The 16,982-nt window shown below is 69.3% G+C and carries 14 protein-coding genes and 1 pseudogene; 5 read left to right on the top strand and 10 right to left on the bottom strand.

The window, feature by feature from the left end:
* The 4 genes from U9979_RS03165 to U9979_RS03150 form a co-directional block, all read right to left on the bottom strand.
* A partial coding sequence (locus U9979_RS03165; RefSeq protein ID WP_322778188.1) for a CYTH domain-containing protein occupies positions 1-344 on the bottom strand: 344 nt, incomplete at its 3' end.
* 159 nt (positions 345-503) lie between these two features.
* Positions 504-1,361 carry a CPBP family intramembrane glutamic endopeptidase gene (locus U9979_RS03160; RefSeq protein ID WP_322778187.1) on the bottom strand — a complete coding sequence of 286 codons (858 nt, stop codon included), beginning with the start codon at positions 1,359-1,361 and terminating at the stop codon, positions 504-506.
* A gap of 92 nt (positions 1,362-1,453) precedes the next feature.
* Entirely contained in the window at positions 1,454-2,461 is a 1,008-nt protein-coding gene (locus U9979_RS03155; protein ID WP_322778186.1) for a cytochrome d ubiquinol oxidase subunit II, read from the bottom strand.
* Complete coding sequence (locus U9979_RS03150; RefSeq protein WP_322778185.1) at positions 2,458-3,918, bottom strand: cytochrome ubiquinol oxidase subunit I; 1,461 nt, start codon at positions 3,916-3,918, stop codon at positions 2,458-2,460. The genes U9979_RS03155 and U9979_RS03150 overlap by 4 nt, the downstream gene beginning before the upstream one ends.
* Positions 3,919-4,273: 355 nt before the next feature.
* Here U9979_RS03150 and U9979_RS03145 point away from each other — a divergent pair, with 355 nt between their 5' ends.
* The 5 genes from U9979_RS03145 (at position 4,274) to U9979_RS03125 (ending at position 10,199) form a co-directional block, all read left to right on the top strand.
* Positions 4,274-4,747, top strand: a complete 474-nt coding sequence (locus U9979_RS03145) for a PH domain-containing protein (RefSeq protein ID WP_322778184.1) — start codon at positions 4,274-4,276, stop codon at positions 4,745-4,747.
* Positions 4,744-6,114 carry a PH domain-containing protein gene (locus U9979_RS03140; protein ID WP_322778183.1) on the top strand — a complete coding sequence of 457 codons (1,371 nt, stop codon included), beginning with the start codon at positions 4,744-4,746 and terminating at the stop codon, positions 6,112-6,114. The genes U9979_RS03145 and U9979_RS03140 overlap by 4 nt, the downstream gene beginning before the upstream one ends.
* Before the next feature lie 10 nt (positions 6,115-6,124).
* On the top strand, positions 6,125-6,631 hold the full coding sequence (locus U9979_RS03135; protein WP_322748814.1) for a BlaI/MecI/CopY family transcriptional regulator: 507 nt from the start codon (positions 6,125-6,127) through the stop codon (positions 6,629-6,631).
* A complete protein-coding gene (locus U9979_RS03130) occupies positions 6,628-7,710 on the top strand; it encodes a M56 family metallopeptidase (RefSeq protein ID WP_322778182.1) in 1,083 nt (360 codons plus the stop codon). Before U9979_RS03135 ends, U9979_RS03130 begins: the two co-directional genes overlap by 4 nt.
* A gap of 398 nt (positions 7,711-8,108) precedes the next feature.
* Positions 8,109-10,199, top strand: coding sequence for a SpoIIE family protein phosphatase (locus tag U9979_RS03125; protein ID WP_322778181.1), 2,091 nt, complete (start codon positions 8,109-8,111; stop codon positions 10,197-10,199).
* A 54-nt stretch (positions 10,200-10,253) separates the two neighbouring features.
* Here the strand turns inward: U9979_RS03125 and U9979_RS03120 are convergent, their stop codons facing one another.
* The 6 genes and pseudogenes from U9979_RS03120 to U9979_RS03095 form a co-directional block, all read right to left on the bottom strand.
* A complete protein-coding gene (locus U9979_RS03120; RefSeq protein WP_322778180.1) occupies positions 10,254-13,925 on the bottom strand; it encodes a choice-of-anchor D domain-containing protein in 3,672 nt (1,223 codons plus the stop codon).
* 366 nt (positions 13,926-14,291) lie between these two features.
* The gene (locus tag U9979_RS03115; RefSeq protein WP_322778218.1) at positions 14,292-14,867 is read right to left on the bottom strand and encodes an HhH-GPD-type base excision DNA repair protein; all 576 of its coding nucleotides are present in this window, start codon (positions 14,865-14,867) and stop codon (positions 14,292-14,294) included.
* Positions 14,868-15,042: 175 nt separating this feature from the next.
* Positions 15,043-15,204: pseudogene (locus U9979_RS25045) on the bottom strand (type II toxin-antitoxin system HicA family toxin); the annotation flags it as partial.
* Between the two features lie 63 nt (positions 15,205-15,267).
* The gene (locus U9979_RS03105) at positions 15,268-16,035 is read right to left on the bottom strand and encodes an alpha/beta hydrolase (RefSeq protein WP_322770533.1); all 768 of its coding nucleotides are present in this window, start codon (positions 16,033-16,035) and stop codon (positions 15,268-15,270) included.
* A gap of 28 nt (positions 16,036-16,063) precedes the next feature.
* Positions 16,064-16,324, bottom strand: a complete 261-nt coding sequence (locus U9979_RS03100; protein ID WP_322770532.1) for a hypothetical protein — start codon at positions 16,322-16,324, stop codon at positions 16,064-16,066.
* Positions 16,317-16,889 (bottom strand): RNA polymerase sigma factor, encoded by a 573-nt coding sequence (locus tag U9979_RS03095; RefSeq protein ID WP_322770531.1) that lies wholly within the window; start codon positions 16,887-16,889, stop codon positions 16,317-16,319. Before U9979_RS03095 ends, U9979_RS03100 begins: the two co-directional genes overlap by 8 nt.
* Positions 16,890-16,982 lie beyond the last annotated feature (93 nt).

Below are 16,982 nucleotides of genomic sequence, written 5' to 3'. Positions count from 1 at the left end.
CCGACCGGCTCCTTGGCAGCCTCAGCGATATTCGCCCCTTTTGCGCCATCAGCCGTATTCACGATATCCGGGGCCGGCTCGAGCGGACGTTGGATCTCGTCCCGCTCACCGACTTTGATCGGCAGCTTCAGGTGCCAACCGTCGTCGTACCCGCCGGTACGCCGTCGAAATGTGATCTTGTTATTGGCCAGCCGAAAGTCGTCGGAGTCGTAATAGATCGCCTCCAGGGTGACCGTTTCCGGTTCGGTAACAGTGGTGACGCCTTGCAATTGGTCCAACGCGGGAAGCACAAAGACCGGCTCGACCACGAACTTGCGTTCGACTTCCCTCAGTTCACCGCCCATGCCGTCCCCTCTCATCACATCCGACCGGATCGCCATCACCTGGCGCGTGCTCCGCTCTGTCACCTTCCGACGCCCGCAACCCATCAGGCAACTAAAAGACCATTATTGTTCAACGTATGTTAACCATCCCGTGGCCCTCATGCCGGCGCTGAGCGCGACTCACGGTGTAGGAAGCCAGGAGACCCGACCGGCCAACGTTGCATAGCCGACAAACGCGACAGAATCGATCAAGGAGTGAGCCACCACAAGCGGGCCGATCCGTCCCCAGCGCTGGTAGATCCGGCCGAACAGCAGACCCATGATCAAATTGGCGACGAAGCCCCCGAGCCCCTGGTAGAGGTGGTACGAACCGCGCAGGATCGCGCTCGTTGCCAGCGCGCTCCGGTCGTTGCAGCCAACCTGGCGCAGCCGGGTCAACAGGTAGCCGACCACGACGACCTCCTCAAGCACCGCGTTCTCCACCGCCGACAGCAGCAGGACGGGAATGCGCCACCACACGTCCGGCAGACTCGTGGGGACCACCGTCAGGTTCGCGCCGGAGTGCCAGGCAAGCAGGTACAGCCCGAGGCCGGCGCCACCTACCAGGGCGGCCAGGCCGGCACCGAAACAGATGTCACGGATGGGTTCGCGGCGATCGAACCCGATGGCGGACGGGCCACCGCCGTCGCGCACAAGCAGGTACAACGCCAGCAGCGCGGGCACCAACGCGGTCGCGACACCGACCAGCTGCAGCGCAAGGTCGAGCCACGGACGTCCCGGCGCCGCCGACGAGTTCAGCTCGGCAACCTGGCTGCGCAGCGGTCCGGGCGCGGTCAGATCGCCGATATAGCGGACGGCGGCCCACAGCGCGGATGCTCCCAGCGAGACGCCGAAGACGAGCCACACCTCGGCGACGAGCAACCGCCGGGACAGCGGCCGGTCGACACCGTCCAGGCCGCCGGTGCCGGTGCCGGTGCCGGCATCTGACCGGTCGACGTCAACCGATGCGGTGCCCCGGTCATCCCCACGCACACTCATCTGGTGACCGTAACCACCCAGGCGACCCAGCCGTCCAGACGGTGCAGGCCCGCACGGTGTACGCCCGCACGCTGCCCACCCGCACACCCGCCCTAACGGTTCAGGTCACCAGCTGCGGGTTCCGGGTCGGCGAAGACCTTGAACAGCAACACCAACGCCGGGATCAACACGGCTACGCCGGCTCCGATCGCGATCAGCACAGCCCGCACGTTCTCGGTGGGCGCCGCGGCCGCGACTGCGCTGACCTGCCCGACCACCAGGTCCGGGTACTGGGCGGCGGCCCAGCCCCACAGCACGCCCGCCACCGCAAGGCCGGCTGCGAGCCGCGCCGCGGTGAAATGACGCCGCCAGACCAGTACGAGAGCGCCGACCCCGCCGCAGGCCGACGCCATGACAAAAGGGACCCCGCGGGTGGCGAACCGCTGCGCCACCACGGGCGCGTCCCGCCACAGCAACGGCAGCAACACGCAGGCCAGTGTGCCCGCGACGACCGCGCTGCCGAGCGCCCGGCGCCGCAAGCCGTCAACGAGATGCTCGGTCCCAGCTCGCCGGGATGCGTCCCGACACAGGTACACCGCGGCGAGGAAGGCCGTCACGGTGACCGCGAACCCCCCGGCCACCAGCCCGAATACGCTGGTCAGCGGAGCGGTGGCATCGTCCGTGCGAGCATTCCCGCTGGCCATGGCGGCCCCGCACACGCCCAGCATGAACGGCGTGACCGTGGACGCCACCGCGAACACGTGCCCCCACCAGTGGTCGGGGCCGGCCGCGCCGGCGCCGTAGGCGCGGTAGACATAGGCCGCGCCGCGCAGCACGATGCCCACCAGGGCCAGCGCCATCGGCAGCTCCAGGGTGCTGCCGATCACGCCGAACGCGGCTGGAAACCCGGAGAACATCGCCACGATCACGAAGATCAGCCAGACATGGTTGGCCTCCCACACCGGACCCAGCGCACCGGAGATCAACGCTCGTTGGTCGCCCGCGTGCGGGCCCCGGGCGAGCAGGTCCCAGACACCGCCGCCGAAGTCGGCGCCGCCCAGCAGCGCATACGCGGTCAGTCCGCCGACCATGACCATCAGCAGCAGGTCGGCGGCGGTCATCGGGCCACCCCGTTGCGCCGCACCGGGGGTCTCCCTCGCGCCGTCTCCACGGGGTCAGTCACAGGGTCAGTCACGGGGTCAGCCACGCGCTCGGTCGCAGGGCCGGCAGCAACCTCAGGAGGGATCCCGCCAGCCGGTCCGCCGGTGGCCATCCGACGCAGGATGAGTACCAGCGCCGTCGACAGGCCAAGGTAGAGGACGAGCGTCCCGGCGAACGCCCAGCCGACGCCGGGGCTCGCCGTCACCGCGTCCGACACCCGCATGCGGCCGTAGACGATCCAGGGCTGGCGACCACCCTCGGTCACCTCCCAGCCAGCCAACATCGCGATGACGGACGCCGGCCCGGTGGCAGCCGCCGCGAGCAGCCAGCCCCGGCCGAGCGGGAGCACCGGACGGCGGGCATGTCGCCGTCGTCCCAGCGCCACCGCCGCCACCGCCACAGCTACCGACAGCGCGATGATCGCCGTCCCGAGCCCCACCATCGTGTCGAATGCGAGGTGGACGACCAGGGCGTTCGGCCGCCCGGCCGGCGGGAGTGCGTCGAGGCCGGCCACCACGTGCTCCCGACTCCATCCGGTCATGATGGACAGGGCGTCCGGGATCTCGATCCCGTACCGGACCTTCCCGGTCACGCCGTCGTAGACGCCGCCGAGGGTCAACGGCGCATGCGCTCCGCTCCGGTACAGGGCCTCCATCGCGGCGAGTTTCGCCGGCTGCTGGGTCTCCACCACCCGCGCCGCCCAGTCACCGACGACGAGCTGCAACGGGGCGCACACGAGTACCGTGATCAGGCCGACGCGTAACCCGCGGCGGTGGTAGGCGTCCCGCCGACCGCGCAGCATCCCAACCGCGTACACCCCGGCGACCGCGCCGCCGGTGCACATCAGTGCCGCGAGCAGCATGTGAATCACCTGCGGTGGTGCGGACGGCGTGGTGAAGGGCGCGAGCGGCTCCGCGGAAACTACCCGGCCGTCGACCTCTCGCACGCCTCGGGGGACGTTCATCCACGCGTTTGCGGTGATGATGAACAGGGTGGACAGGGTGCCGGCGACGGCGATCGGGACCATCGTCCACCAGTGCGCCCGTGGCGACAGGCGGTTCCACCCGTAGAGGTAGAGGCCGATGAACACCGCTTCGGTAAAGAACGCGAAGCCCTCGAGGGTGAACGACAGGCCGAGCGCTCCGCCATAACGCGCCATGAACGCCGGCCACAGCAGGCCGAACTCGAACGACAGCACAGTTCCCGACACCGCGCCGACCGCGAACAGAACGGCAAAGGCCCGCGACCACGTCCGGGTGAGCGCATACCACACGGCGTCGCCCGTACGCAGCCAGCGGTGCTCGGTGTAGAGCAGCAGCCAGGGCAGGCCCACCCCGAAGACCGCGAAGCAGATGTGGAACGCGAGGCTGAAAGCGGTCTGGCCACGAGCAAGATCTACGGATCCGGCGAGGACCATCTGCGCGGCCTCCTCCTGCCTGGGCCACCCATCGGTGCCCCGGCTGCGCGAAAAGAGCGACGATCACACCGTCCCGGCTCGCTTGCCGGAGATCACGAACCCGAGACACAAGGCGATCTTCTATGTTCTGTAGAACTTCTACGCTACGTAGAATACGTCTGCCGAAGGTGTCCGCGAACCGGGCACCGAACTACCGCGGCGCCGCCGGGGCGGGTCAAAATGGTGCGTGACGCCCGGTTCTGTCACACTCACCACACCGTCGCGTCACCACATCACCGCGCTGACGGGTCCGGGCCGCCGGCCGCGGAGCGGATGTCTCACGGCAACGGCCCGATAGGCCCAGCGGACGGATCACATGAACGACAGCCAGGACTGGACTAGTCCGTCAACCCGCCTGTTAGCCATGCGCCGGACGCAACTGGCGCTCATCGCCATTCCGGCGATCACGGCGGTCGGCCTGCTCGGCGGCACCATGGGCTCGGCCGGGCTCGGCGGGCTGCTGGCGCTGGCGGTCACTGCGGTAGCACTGGCATGGGAACGACTCCTCTATCGCCGAGTCAGGGCCTGGGCATATGCCGAACGGGATGACGACCTTCTCGTTCGACGTGGCGTTATGATCAGCAAACTTTCCGTCGTTCCCTACGGTCGAATGCAGTTCGTCGACGTCACCGCTGGGCCGTTCGAGCGCATGTTCGGGCTCGCCACCGTCCGCATGCACACGGCCGCCGCGGCAAGTGACGCCCGGATCCCAGGCCTGGTCGCAGCCGAAGCCGCACGGCTTCGCGACGCGCTGGCGGCGCTGGGCGAAGCCCAGGCGGCCGGGCTGTGACCAGCGCAGACGAACCGGCCGTTGCGGCTCTTACCGGCGGCTGGCGCCGCCTGCACCCGTTATCGCCGCTGGTACGGGCCGGCCGCCACCTCGTGGCAGTGGCGGCCGTCGTGCTCTCCGGTGCGGTGACCCGCCAACAGGACAGCGGCGGGCAGGGAGCCTACTGGGATCTGGCGGTGATCGCCGTGGTCGTCGTCATCGGTGTGGTCTCGTGGCTGGTCACCCGGTGGCAGGTTGACAACGGCACGCTGCGGATCGAAACGGGATTGCTGCGCCGCAGCTCACAGCGCTATCCACTGACCCAGATCCAGGCGATCGACCTGGTGGAGTCCGGGCTGGCCAGGCTGTTGGGCCTGGCCGAGCTCCGCCTGCGGATGGCGGCCTCCGGCGGCGCAACCGGCCGGCTGGCCTGCCTGCGTAAGGCGGACGCGGAGGTCCTGCGCGCACGCCTACTGGCCCTGGCGCACGGTGTCGCCGAGGATTCGCCGCCGCCACCGGAACGGCTGCTGGTAGCGCTGTCCACCCGACGTCTGGTCGTCTCCATCCTCCTGAGCAGCCAGGGCGTGATCACAATGATCACAGTAGGCGCCTTCGCCGTGGTCGCGGTCATGATCCCGGCAGCCGTCGGCGCCCTGGGCGGCGCCGCGGGCTTCGTGATCGGCATGCTCACCGCTGCCTGGCGGCGCTTCAACAGCGGCTTTGAGCTCACTGTCTCCGTCGCTGCCGACGGCCTCCACCTGCGTTCCGGCGCGATCCAGACCGCTGCCGAGACGATCCCCTTCGGCCGTGTCCAGGCGGTCCAACTGGTCGAGCCGCTCCTGTGGCGGCCGTTGCGGTGGTGCCGGCTCGAGGTCGAAGTGGCGGGCAGACAGGTCAGGAACGAGAACAGGCCCGAGGGGCGCCAGCTACGGGCGATCCTCCCTGTCGGCGACCACGGCCAAGCCGCATACCTGCTGTCCCAGCTCATCCCCGGTGCACCGGTGGCCGATCGGCCTGCCCCGCCGCGAGCCCGATGGAAGACGCCTGTTCGATACCACTACCTTTCGTGGGGCGGAAATGACAGTTGCGTCGTAACCACTAGTGGTCGGGTACGCCGGATTACCCGATGGATCCCGCTGGAGAAGGTTCAGAGCGTCCGCCGGGTCCAGGGACCGGTACAGCGGATGCTCGGGCTGGCGACGATCCATCTCGACACCGCTGGTCGACGCATCCAGGCGGAGCTGACCGATCGCGACGTCGACGAGGTTGACCGCCAGCTGGCCGTTCTTCCTGGCCAGTGCCGCGCGGCCCGTCACGGTCAACGGCCGCCACGGTCAACGGGCACGGGATTTGTGGATCAGGTCACACAAGCTCTCGACGCATCGTAGAATCAGTTTCATGGCGCGCCTGGGTGACCTTGAACGGTCAGTCATGGACGTACTGTGGGATACGGACGGCTGGCTGACCGCGCGTGAGGTCGCAGCCCGCCTCGACCACGAACGGGACCTCGCCTACACCACCGTCCTCACGGTTCTGGAACGTCTCGAGCGCAAGGGATTCGTCCAGCGCGAACGCGCCGAGCGCGCGCACCGCTACCAGGCGTCGAGCAGCCGGGACGCGGTGGTGGCCGAGGCCATGCTCGCTGTCCTCGACACCACCGACGACCGCAACTCGGCGCTGGTCCGCTTCGTCGGTTCGGTGTCCCCCGCCGAAGCCGAAATCCTGCGCCGGGCGCTGACCCGGTCAGCCGACGCCAGCCAGGACGCCCTCGGGCCGAACTCCCGCGAACCCGACGCCACGGGGTTCGACACCACGCGGCCGGGCGCAGCTGGGCAGGATGCCCACGGGCAACGGGAGCGGGAGGACGCACGACCTCCTGGCAGAGGTACTGTTCACCCCCTATGATGACCGCGGCCATCCTCGCTCTGTTCTCGGGCGCCCTCGCGTGGCCGGTCCCACGGCTGCTCGCCGCGGCCCACTGGCCGTCCCGCTGCCCTCGATCGGCAATCGTGCTGTGGCAGGCCGTCGGGCTCGCGGGTGGGGTCTCCGCCCTGATCGCGGTAATCGCCTTCACCTTCGCGCCGCTGTCCGCGAACGTGGCGGTGAGCCTACGGGATCATGCCGACCATCTGGCCGCGGGCGAGCCGCTGGCCGGGCTCGGCTGGATCAACCTGATCGGCCTTGCGGTGGCATCGATGCTCACCGCCCGATTGTTCGGTGTCCTGGCCCTGTCGACGTCGCGGACCGCCCGGCAACGTCGCCGTCACCGTCACCTGGTCGACCTCGCCGGCCGCGACCACGACAACCACGACAACCACGGCGAACGGGCCCGCCGACGCGGTCAGCTCCGCGTACTGGATCATCCGGTCGCGGTCGCGTACTGCCTCCCCGGAGTACGCCACACCCGGGTCGTCGTCTCCAAGGGGCTACTCGCCGCACTCGCTCCCGATGAGCTGGAAGCCGTCCTCGCCCATGAGGAAGCCCATGCCCGCGGTCGCCACGATCTCGTCATCCAACCCTTCGTGGCCTGGCAGGAGACCTTCCCCTTCCTGCCGCCTGCCCGCGAGGCGACCGCCGCGGTGTCGCTGCTGGTCGAGATGCTCGCCGATGACGCCGCCGCCCGATGTACCAGTGGGCAGACCCTCGCGCGCGCGCTAGCCCGGCTCGGCGTCGCCCGGTCTCCGGTGCCGGCGGGCGCGGTCGCAATCACCGGAGCGCCCCACCATCGGGTGTCCGCACGAGGCCGGACGCTATGGCCACCACGTGCCAGCCACAGCAGCGACATGACGGAATCAAAAGGCATGAGCCGCGTGAGCGCCTCGCCGGCCGAGCCCAGCCGGTCGCCGATCCACGCTCCACTGATCGCTCGCATTTCGCGGCTGCTGGATCCCTCGCCCCGGACGCCGCTGTGGGCACACGCGGCGGTCTACCTGACAGCCGCCGCCGTGAGCGCGTTCCCCGTGGTCGTCCTGTTGGCCACCTAGGGCGACTCCCAGACATGCATTCGGTACGACACTGCTGGTAGCCAAACTCGCCGAGATCATCCCGACCGGCAACCCCGGCGAACCCGGACGTGGTTTCACATTCACCGCACGTTTGTTTTCGTCGGACGATGGGCACTGCCCACCACACGGCTGAACGGAAGACAAGGCGATGGATATGACGTGCCCAACTCATTGCATCACTTATCGCAATGGTTTCGTTCATTGCAAACACAGGCCATGCCACCGGCAAGAGGGCCATATCGCAACGTGACATACCGCACCGCACAAATGTCACGGCGTGACGGCATGAGGCCTGCCCGTGTCCATGCGGCCCACGCACGCCCATGATCCGACAGCCAGACGTTCCCGGTCGCTCTGCGCCAGCGGAGTCCGACGGATTGAACAGTCTTGAACTGGCCACGCGGCTCGCAGACCTCGCGCCGGCCGGTCTGTTCATCGTGGATGCGCAGCTGCGGGTCCTGCGGACGAACCAGGCTATGCTCACCCACAATGCCCTGTCCGCGGACGACATCGGGAAGCAGACCGTCGCCGACCTGTTTCCGGACGTAGCACCCTATCTGTGGGACATGATCCGAAAGGTGCTGAGGACCGGGGAACCGATCCTCAACGTGGAGATCACGGACAGCGCCCCGGGAAGCTGGCCCGACCGACGGGTCTGGCGTCTTTCCCACCACCCGATCCGCAACCGCGACGGCGTAACGGTGGCGGTCGGTGTGGCCGTAGTGGATGTGACCCGCCGGCGGCGGGCGGAGGCCGAACGCGGGGCAGCCGAGCAGCGGTTGCGGCTGCTCAGCCGGGCCAGCGCACTGGTCGGCGCGTCCCTGAAGCTGTCGGACACGCTGGACGCGCTCGTCGAGCTCGTCGTCCCGGAGTTCGCGGACAACTGCGAGGTTCTGCTGGCCCCGACGCCGTTTGACGCGGCCAGCCGACCGGACCCGCTGATCATGCAAGGTTTCGCGTCGCCCAACCGGCCGTCCTCCGCCCCCCTGCCGACGGACGCGGTGGAGTCCGTCGGCGTCCTCGTAGAACTCAGCCGGGACAACCCGGCGCATCAGGCGCTCGCCACCCGCCGGCCGGTGCTCTTCGACGTGGACGACAGAGTGATCCAAAGCGTCCGCGTTCGCGAGCCGCACAGGCACAGCCCACAGGTCCACTTCGAGCGCATCCAGATCGACGTGGCCATCGTGGCCCCGCTCCTGGTAGGTGAGCAGTTCTTCGGTGTCGTCTACTTCGGCCTCTTCGCCTCCCGCCAACGCTACGGCGACTACGAGCTCCAGACCGCGGCCGAGCTGGGCAGCCGACTCGCCAGTTCGGTGGCCAACATTCGCGCCTACCAGCGCCAGCGCGCTGCCGCCCTCACGCTTCAACGCGGCCTGCTACCGCACGACACCCCCGCCGTCGAAGGCCTGGACATCGCCTGGCGTTACGAGCCGGGAACGGCTGGTACCGAAGTCGGTGGCGACTGGTTCGACATCATCGCGCTGTCCGCGGGCCGGGTCGCCCTGGTCATCGGGGACGTCATGGGCCGGGGCCTCGCGGCTGCGGCCGTCATGGGGCAGGCCCGTACCGCCGTCCGCGCCTTCGCCGCGCTCGACCTGCCGGCAGCAGACGTCCTGACCCACCTCAACGACCTCGTCCAGACCATCGGCACCGGCCCCGACGCCACCCTCATCAGTTGCGTCTATGCAATCTTCGAACCCGCCGGCGGCACGATCTGCGTCGCCAACGCGGGTCACCTCGATCCCGTCCTCACATGTCCGGACGGGGAGGTCCACCACCTCGGCGGTCACGGCGATCCGATCCTCGGTCTGGGCCTCGGGGAACAGACGGCCTACGCCGAAACATGGCACGCATTCCCGGCCGGGAGCACCCTTGCCCTTTTCACCGACGGCCTCGTCGAATCCCCGGCCATCGACATCGGCGAAGGCTGCCGGCGCCTCGAGCGCACCCTGGGCACCATTCACGGCTCCGCGGAACGAACCGATGCACCTGATCTCGAAATGACCGCCGACCGGTTGCTCGCCCTCCTCGATCGCAGTGAGGGCTACGACGACGACGTCGCGCTGCTGCTTGTCCGAGCCACGGCGACGGCCACCACCGCCACCGCCACGATCGCCCCGCTCCCCCAGGCCGCGAAGGCAGCGCGGGAAGCCGTCCTGGCCACCCTCAAGCGTTGGGGAGTCGACAACGACGCCTTTACCGTCGAACTGCTGGTCAGCGAATTGGTCACCAACGCCATCCGCTACGCGAACACCCCCGGGCGCCTCGTCCTGCGCCGCGGCCGGCACGCCCTCTACGTCGAAGTCTCCGACGAGGACACCCGCGTGCCCCGCCTGCTGCACCCCACGGTCGACGACGAGGGCGGACGTGGTCTCCAGCTCGTCGCCGAACTGGCCACCCGCTGGGGTGCCAGGCCGACCCGAACCGGCAAGACCGTTTGGTTCCAGCTCGACATCCCCAGCTCATGACCCCGGGCTCAGCGCGGCGGCGGGTCAGCGGCTCATATACCGCATCCGGGGCAGTCAGCCATGGGTGATTGTCACATTCCGGACCGTGTGCACATCGGTGCGACTGCCCGTCCCAGCGGTGAACCCGAGCAGTACGTTCGACGGCAGGTCCGCCGCCGTGTCGATCACCGTTATCCCGTCCACCGCGACGACGATCCGGCCACCCGAGGCCTCCACGTCGATCAGGTGGGTACCCGTCCGCAGGTCACCAATTTTGGTCGAACTTGCCAGGACGACCGGCGCCGTGCCGGCGGTGCCACGCACAACCGAGACATAGTGCGACGGCGCGCCGCCACGATAGGTGGCAAGCGTGACGGCGAAGCCCGCCAGTCCGCTGAACCCGAGCCCGCCGCCGTTCTTCCCGAGTGCGGTGGGTCCGGCGTTCGCGGCGTCCAGCAGCGCGTAGGTCAGACCGTCCGCCCCGGTGCCGCCACCGATCTGCACGGTGAACGTTGCATGCAGACCACCGGCGGTCGGCTGCGGGGTGCCGTAGAACGACGACCCGGCGCGGTTCTGTGCCGCGGGCGTGAGCACGAGGTCGCTGCCCGACAGCGTCGCCGAGCCGTTGCGCGACCATCCGGGCGCGGTCAACGGCGGCGGCGTCGACGGAAGACGGCTGATCGTCACGTCGCGCACCACATGCAGATCGGTGACCGAACCCGTCGAACCGGTGAAGGCCAGCAGCGCGTTGGCCGGCACCGCCACCGCGACGTCGAGCTTGGCCTGGCCGTCGACCGCGACCTGCACGCGGCCGCCGGTGACAACCACATCGACAACGTGGGTACCGTCGCGCCAGTGGGGCACGTTGGTCGTGCGCGCCACGTACGTCGAGGATCCGCCGGATGTCCCCGTCGCCACGGCGAGCGAGTTGCCGTGGGTGTAGGTGTCGAGGGCGACCGCCACCCCGGGCAGGGTACCGAAGCCCATGGACCCGCCGTTCGTGCCCAGCGCCCGGTCGGTCGTCTTGGTCGCGTCCAGCAGCGCGAACGTCTGTCCGTCGCCACCTGTGCCGCCACCGATCTGGGCGGTGAACTCGATCGCCAACCGGTCGGTCGACACGGTCACCGGGTAGACGGCGGAGCCGGCTTTGTACTGCTGCGTCGGGGTCAGCACCAGATCACCGCCGGACATCGCCGCGGTCCCGTTGAGCGTCCATTTACCCTGGCTGGGCGGCGGGAAGCTGTTCGGGTCCGGCGAGGTGCCTTCGCCGGACAACGTCACGGTCTGTACGCCCGCTCCGTCATCGCCGGTGAGGATGTACGAGCCAGCCTGCACCCCGGTCGAGGTCGGCGTGAACGTCACCGACTGGTGGATCACTTCGCCCGGGGCCAGCGTGAGCCCTTCGGAGATCTGCGTACTGGCGAAGTCACCGACCGGGGCCTTCGCCTTTGTAATCGTCAACGGCAGGTTGCCGTCGTTACGGACGTCAAACGTCGCCGTCCGGGCCTGGCCCTGCGGAACCTGGCCGAAGTCCAGTGACATCGGCGAGATCGTCATCTTCGGGGAGCCGGTGACCGCGGACCCGGACAACGCCACACTCACCGGGCCGTCAGCACTGGTGACCGTCAGGGTGGCGGCGAAGGTCCCGGCGGTCGTGGGAGCGAACGTCACCGATGCGGTCACCGAGCCGCCGGCCGGAATCGTGGCGCCGGGCGCGGGCAGGCCGCTCACGGCGAACGGGTCACCGGGCAGAGTGGCCCCAGTGATCGTGGTCGCCGCGGTGCCGGTGTTGACGATGTTCACCGACAGCGCGCTCGAGCCGCCGGTGGAGAGTCGGTCGAACGCGAGCGACGACGGGTCCGCGCCCAGACCCGCCTGCGTGCCGATGCCCCGCAGGTCGATCGAGGCCAGTCCGGTATCGGTGGTGAACGTGAGCGAGACGTCCGTGGCGACCGGGGCCGTCGGCGTGTAGGTCACCGGCACGCTCAGGGTGGCACCGGCGGCAAGGGTGACCGGCAGCGTCGGCAGCGTCGCCGCGAACGGCGCGGACGTGGAGATCGCCGACACGGTCAGCGGCACGCGCGCCGTGACCTGCGCCGTGGCGGTGGCGGACACTCCGACGGGGACTTTCCCGAAGTCGGTCGCCGAGCCGTACAGCACCGCGCCGGTCGGCCGGCCGAAGGCGAGCAGATGACCGTCGCGGGTACCGACGAACACGCGGTTGGCGTCGGTCGCCACCTTGGTGAACTTCGACGCGATCCCGATCGGCGCGGAGAAGCGCTGGGTGAGCACGCCGTTGGTGGGGACCGCGTCGTAGGCCCGCAACTGGCCGTTGGAGCCGGACGCGCCACTTTCGTAGACCATCCACACCAGCGCGGATCCAGATGTCGTCCCATCGGAGGTGACCGTGGGCGAACCGGAACCGAACGGGAACGTGCCGCTACTCGTGCCCGCCGCGGCCAGGGCCGGCTCACCCGCGCCCGTCAGGCCGTACTTCAACGCGCGCAGCGGACCTCCGCTGCCCGCCACGTACACGTAGCCACCGTCGCCGCCCCACAACGCCGGGTGACCCCACACGCCCTGGAACGGACCGGTCATGCCCACCACGTCGTCGATGCCCTGCGGTCCCTGCCCGCGCCCGCCGAGGTCGTCGCGGTCGAGCAGGAACACCCGCCCGTCCTTGCCGTCCTGTACGAGCAGGTGGGGATGGGTGGGGGTGCCGAATCCGTCCGGCAGGGCCAGCGGGCCGCCCGAGCCGAGGTCGGTGTCGTTCTGGTTCAGCGTCGCGGCGTTCACCGGGGTGAAGAAGTCCTGCGTCGAGAGCTTGCCGTCAGCACCGACACCAAGCCTTACCACGGCCTCTGCAAGCTGGCCGGGCGCGCTCGAGCCGGGCCCGGGCGCGGGCGACACTCCGTTACCGGTCGTGAGGATGATTCGTCCAGGCCCGTCCGAGATCAGGCCACCGCCGCTCTGCCAGATACCCCCGCCGATATCGCTGCCGGTAGCCTCGCTGGCCCACATCGTGGTCAGCTTCGCGGTCGTCGTGCTCACGCCGACGACATAGCCGCGGTACTTGCCGATGTCGCAGTGGCCACCGAACGCCGCGTACACGACCCCGTTGAGCAGCAGCAGCCCCGGGCGCTGCAGTTCGACCCGGGCGTCGAACGGTGTGCCGGCCGGATCGTTGCTGGGCGCGCCCTGGATCGTCGCCGGCCAGCCGCTACGCTCGACTCCGGTCGTGAGGTCCAGCGCATGCATGTAGTAATGAGGGTGTTGCACGTCGCCACCGTCATTGACCTTCGCGGTCAGATAAACGGTGTTGGTCGCCTTGTCGACAACGGGCGTCGAGGTGATGCCGATGTTGATTCCCACGTCGCCGCACCCGATGACCGAAGGTGGCCACGGCGCACCCACCGACATCGACCACTTCTTCAGGCCGGTTACCTCGTCAATACCGTAGACGTTGTTGTTCTCGGTCGTGACGACGACGGTGCCCCCGGCGATGACAGGTTCGCCGTAGACCGAGCCGTCAAGATCGACAGAATAGAGCTCGCCGAAGTCGGAGGCGCTCACCGATGACGGGGAAAGACCCGGCTCCGCCTGGTCCCAGCCGGTGCGCAACGCATCCTGCGACACGGTGAGAACCTCCGAGCGCGCCAGCCCGGGAACGGCGACCAGATATGCGCTCACAGTGGCGAGCGTCACCGCGAAGGCGCCCAGCATCCGCGGCAATGAACGAAAATTCATTCTCTCCCCCTACACGGCGTGCCGCAGGTTATCGACCCACGATTCCGACGCGCAACGGCGATTTCCTTATCTGCACACGCCCATCAGGTGTCACAAGGGAGACCACGCGGTGAACGAGGTAATAAACAGGTAGCACAAGGTAAACGGGGCGCCGAGCCTCCACATCCGCCGGCTGTTGTTGCACCCCGGAGCACGGCCATGGTGCCCGAGCGCCGACTCGGCGACAGCCTCAGGTCGTGCGGATCCCGTCCGCGGCCACCCCACAGAGCATGATCGGCGCGAGTTTGTCGTTGGGTACGGTTTTCGGCTCGAAAAACGTACGCGATGACAAACTCGCGCCGATCTTCGGCGCTGGAGAGACCCTGCTCAGCCGATGGACGCCTTGGCGGCGGCCTTCAGCGCCTTCTTGTACTCGCGGACCTTGTCACGGGTGATCGTATCGATGATGTCTGCGATCGAACGGAACGATCCGTCCTCTCCGAAGGGAGCCGACGCCTCCCGCCAACCCGGCGGGGTGACGCCAAGCTGCTTTCCGAGCAGCGCGACGAAGATCTTGGCCTTCTGCGGCCCGAACCCGGGCAGCGCCGAAACACGCCGCAGCAACTCACGGCCGTCGGTCGCGGTCAGCCAGACGTTCGCGGCGTCCGAGTCGTAGTCGTCGACCACCAGGTGGCACATCGCCTGAACCCGCTTGGCCATCGACGCGGGGAAACGGTGCAATGCCGGCGCCCGGGAGAACACCGTGCCCAACTCATCAGGGTCGAACGCGGCCAGCTCGGCGACATCGAGCGGACGGCCGAGCCGCCGGCTCAGTTCATACGGCGCGGCGAACGCCCGCTCCAGCGGTATCTGCTGGTCAAGCACCATGCCCACTAGGAGCGCCAAGGCGTCTGACGTGATGAGGGCGTCGGCCTCGGCGTCGCCGGACAGGTGGAGGGCCATGCGGCCAAGGGTAAGCCCCGCCAGAGTGATCTGGCGGGGCAGGTTGGTCAGGGACGCCAGATCACGGCCACGCAATCCGGGTCAAAACGGTTCTTCGGTTCATCGGCCTTGGACAGCACCACGGCCTCAATGACGGTCCCGATGATGTCGCGGCGTTGCTCCACCTCGAACCGGGGCCAGGAGCCAGTTCGCGGTGAAGCGGCACGATCACGGTGCGAGCCTCAGCCTTGTTTCGGAGCTTGCAGTGAGAACCTCTCGTGCTCACCTCGCTGAAGCCGGCCCGACGCAATGCCCGGACAACCTCCGGACCTGAGACTCTGGGCAGCGCGGGCCGCACGCTGACAGGCGGATGTCGACGGGCGCGACGATCGGCCCGTCGGCGCAGGTCGCGGGAACCGGCTCATCCTCGAAGTACAGTTCCAGCGCCTCGCGCAGGTTCGCCAGCGACTCCTCGACGCTCGGCCCCTGACTCGCTGGTAGCCAGCCGGCTGAGCAGGTCGACGACGTCCGTGGGGTGAGACGCGAACGCGGCGTGGTCGCTGGCCCACGCGACCGCGCGGCCGGTCCGCCGGCTCAGGCGGGCCTGCAGCTCCGGGTGCACGGCCCGGTCCTCGCCGCAGACCACGTAGGTGCTCGGGCGGGCGCGCCAGGCCGCGCTCGTGGCTGCGTCGCGGCCGGCCGCCATCCGCTGGGGGACGAGAGCGGCGACGCGCGCGGTCCGTTCCCCCTCGGGCAGGTGGGCGAAGAACAGCTCGCCCGCCCGGGCCGGGTCGATCGTAGTGACCTCGTCGGGGTCTCCGACCATGGCGGTTTCCAGGCCGCTGGGCGCGCTGGCGAGCAGGCCGAGGCTGGTCTCGCCGACGTCCGGCACCATCGCCGCCAGGTAGACCAGGTGGGCGAGGCGCCCCGGCGACAGGCCGGAGATCACCGAGCCGCCGTAGGAATGGCCGCAGGCCACCGCCGGGCCGAAGTCTGCGATCTCGTCCAACGCCGCTTCGGCCGCGGCGATGTCGGCGGCCAGACAGCCGCGGTGCAACTCGGCCACGGCGACGGGGATGCCGCGCGCCCGCAGCGCGTCGGCCACGCCGTCCCAGGCGCGACCGGTGAACCAGGCGCCGTGCACGAGCAGCACGCCGCGCGGTCCGGAACAGGATGCAGGATCGGACACAGGACACCTTCCTAAGGGACGGATTCCGTTACAGGTTCAGCTGGCAGCGGCCGTCGTCACACGGGCGCCCGAGGCGGCCGCGCGACAATGCCCGCGCCAGCCCGATCAGAGCGCAGGCGGGGCAGCCGCGCAGGGCCAGAAGGCCCGCGGGCACCAGCACCAGGCTCAGCGGCCCGAAGACCGGGGCGAGGGCGATCGACCCGGCCAGCAGCCCGAGACCGACGACTGCCCGCACTGACGAGCGGAACTCGGACCGGCTGGCGCCGAGTCTCCGGCCGGGGTCACTCACGGCCTGGCCCTTCATCGCCGAACCCGTTCCATGCGTCCAGGTCGGCCCGCACGGCGGCCCGCGCCCGGTGCAGCCGCGACTTCATCGCGGCCGTGCTCAGCCCGAGGGACCTGGCCACGGTGTTTCCAGGAAGACCCTGGACGTCGCGCATGATCAGCACTCGGCGCTGATCCGCCGGCAGCGACGCGACGGCCGCGGTCACCCGATCCAGCGCCAGCTGGCCGAGCACCTCGTCCTCGGACGACGAGACCATCGCCTCGGCCACCGGCGCGGGCCGGCTGTAGACGGCCCGCGCCCGGCGCAGGCATTCGTGGCGCACGATCTGGAACATCCACGACGCCAGCGCCCCCGTCGCCCGCAGCGTCCCGATCTTGCGGAAGAGGATGATCATTGCTTCCTGAGCGGCGTCCTCGGCGTCCTGGCTACTGGCGCAGAGCGAGAAGGCGAACCGACGCACGTGCGGATGCGCGCCCGACACCAGCGCGGCGATCGCCAGCTCGTCGCCGTCCCGCGCGGCGGCGACGAGCTGGTCCCCGGGCCAGGACGGCCTCGGCCCGCTATCCACGCGACCGCGCCCTCCGGCGCAGGAAGAGCACACAGCTACACACCGCCACAGCGACCACGACCACAGCGACGACCACCACCGTCATGAGCTCCT

This window comes from Protofrankia sp. Cas4, assembly GCF_963555915.1.
GTDB lineage: Bacteria > Actinomycetota > Actinomycetes > Frankiales > Frankiaceae > Protofrankia.
This window is presented reverse-complemented; position numbering and strand designations above follow the sequence as displayed.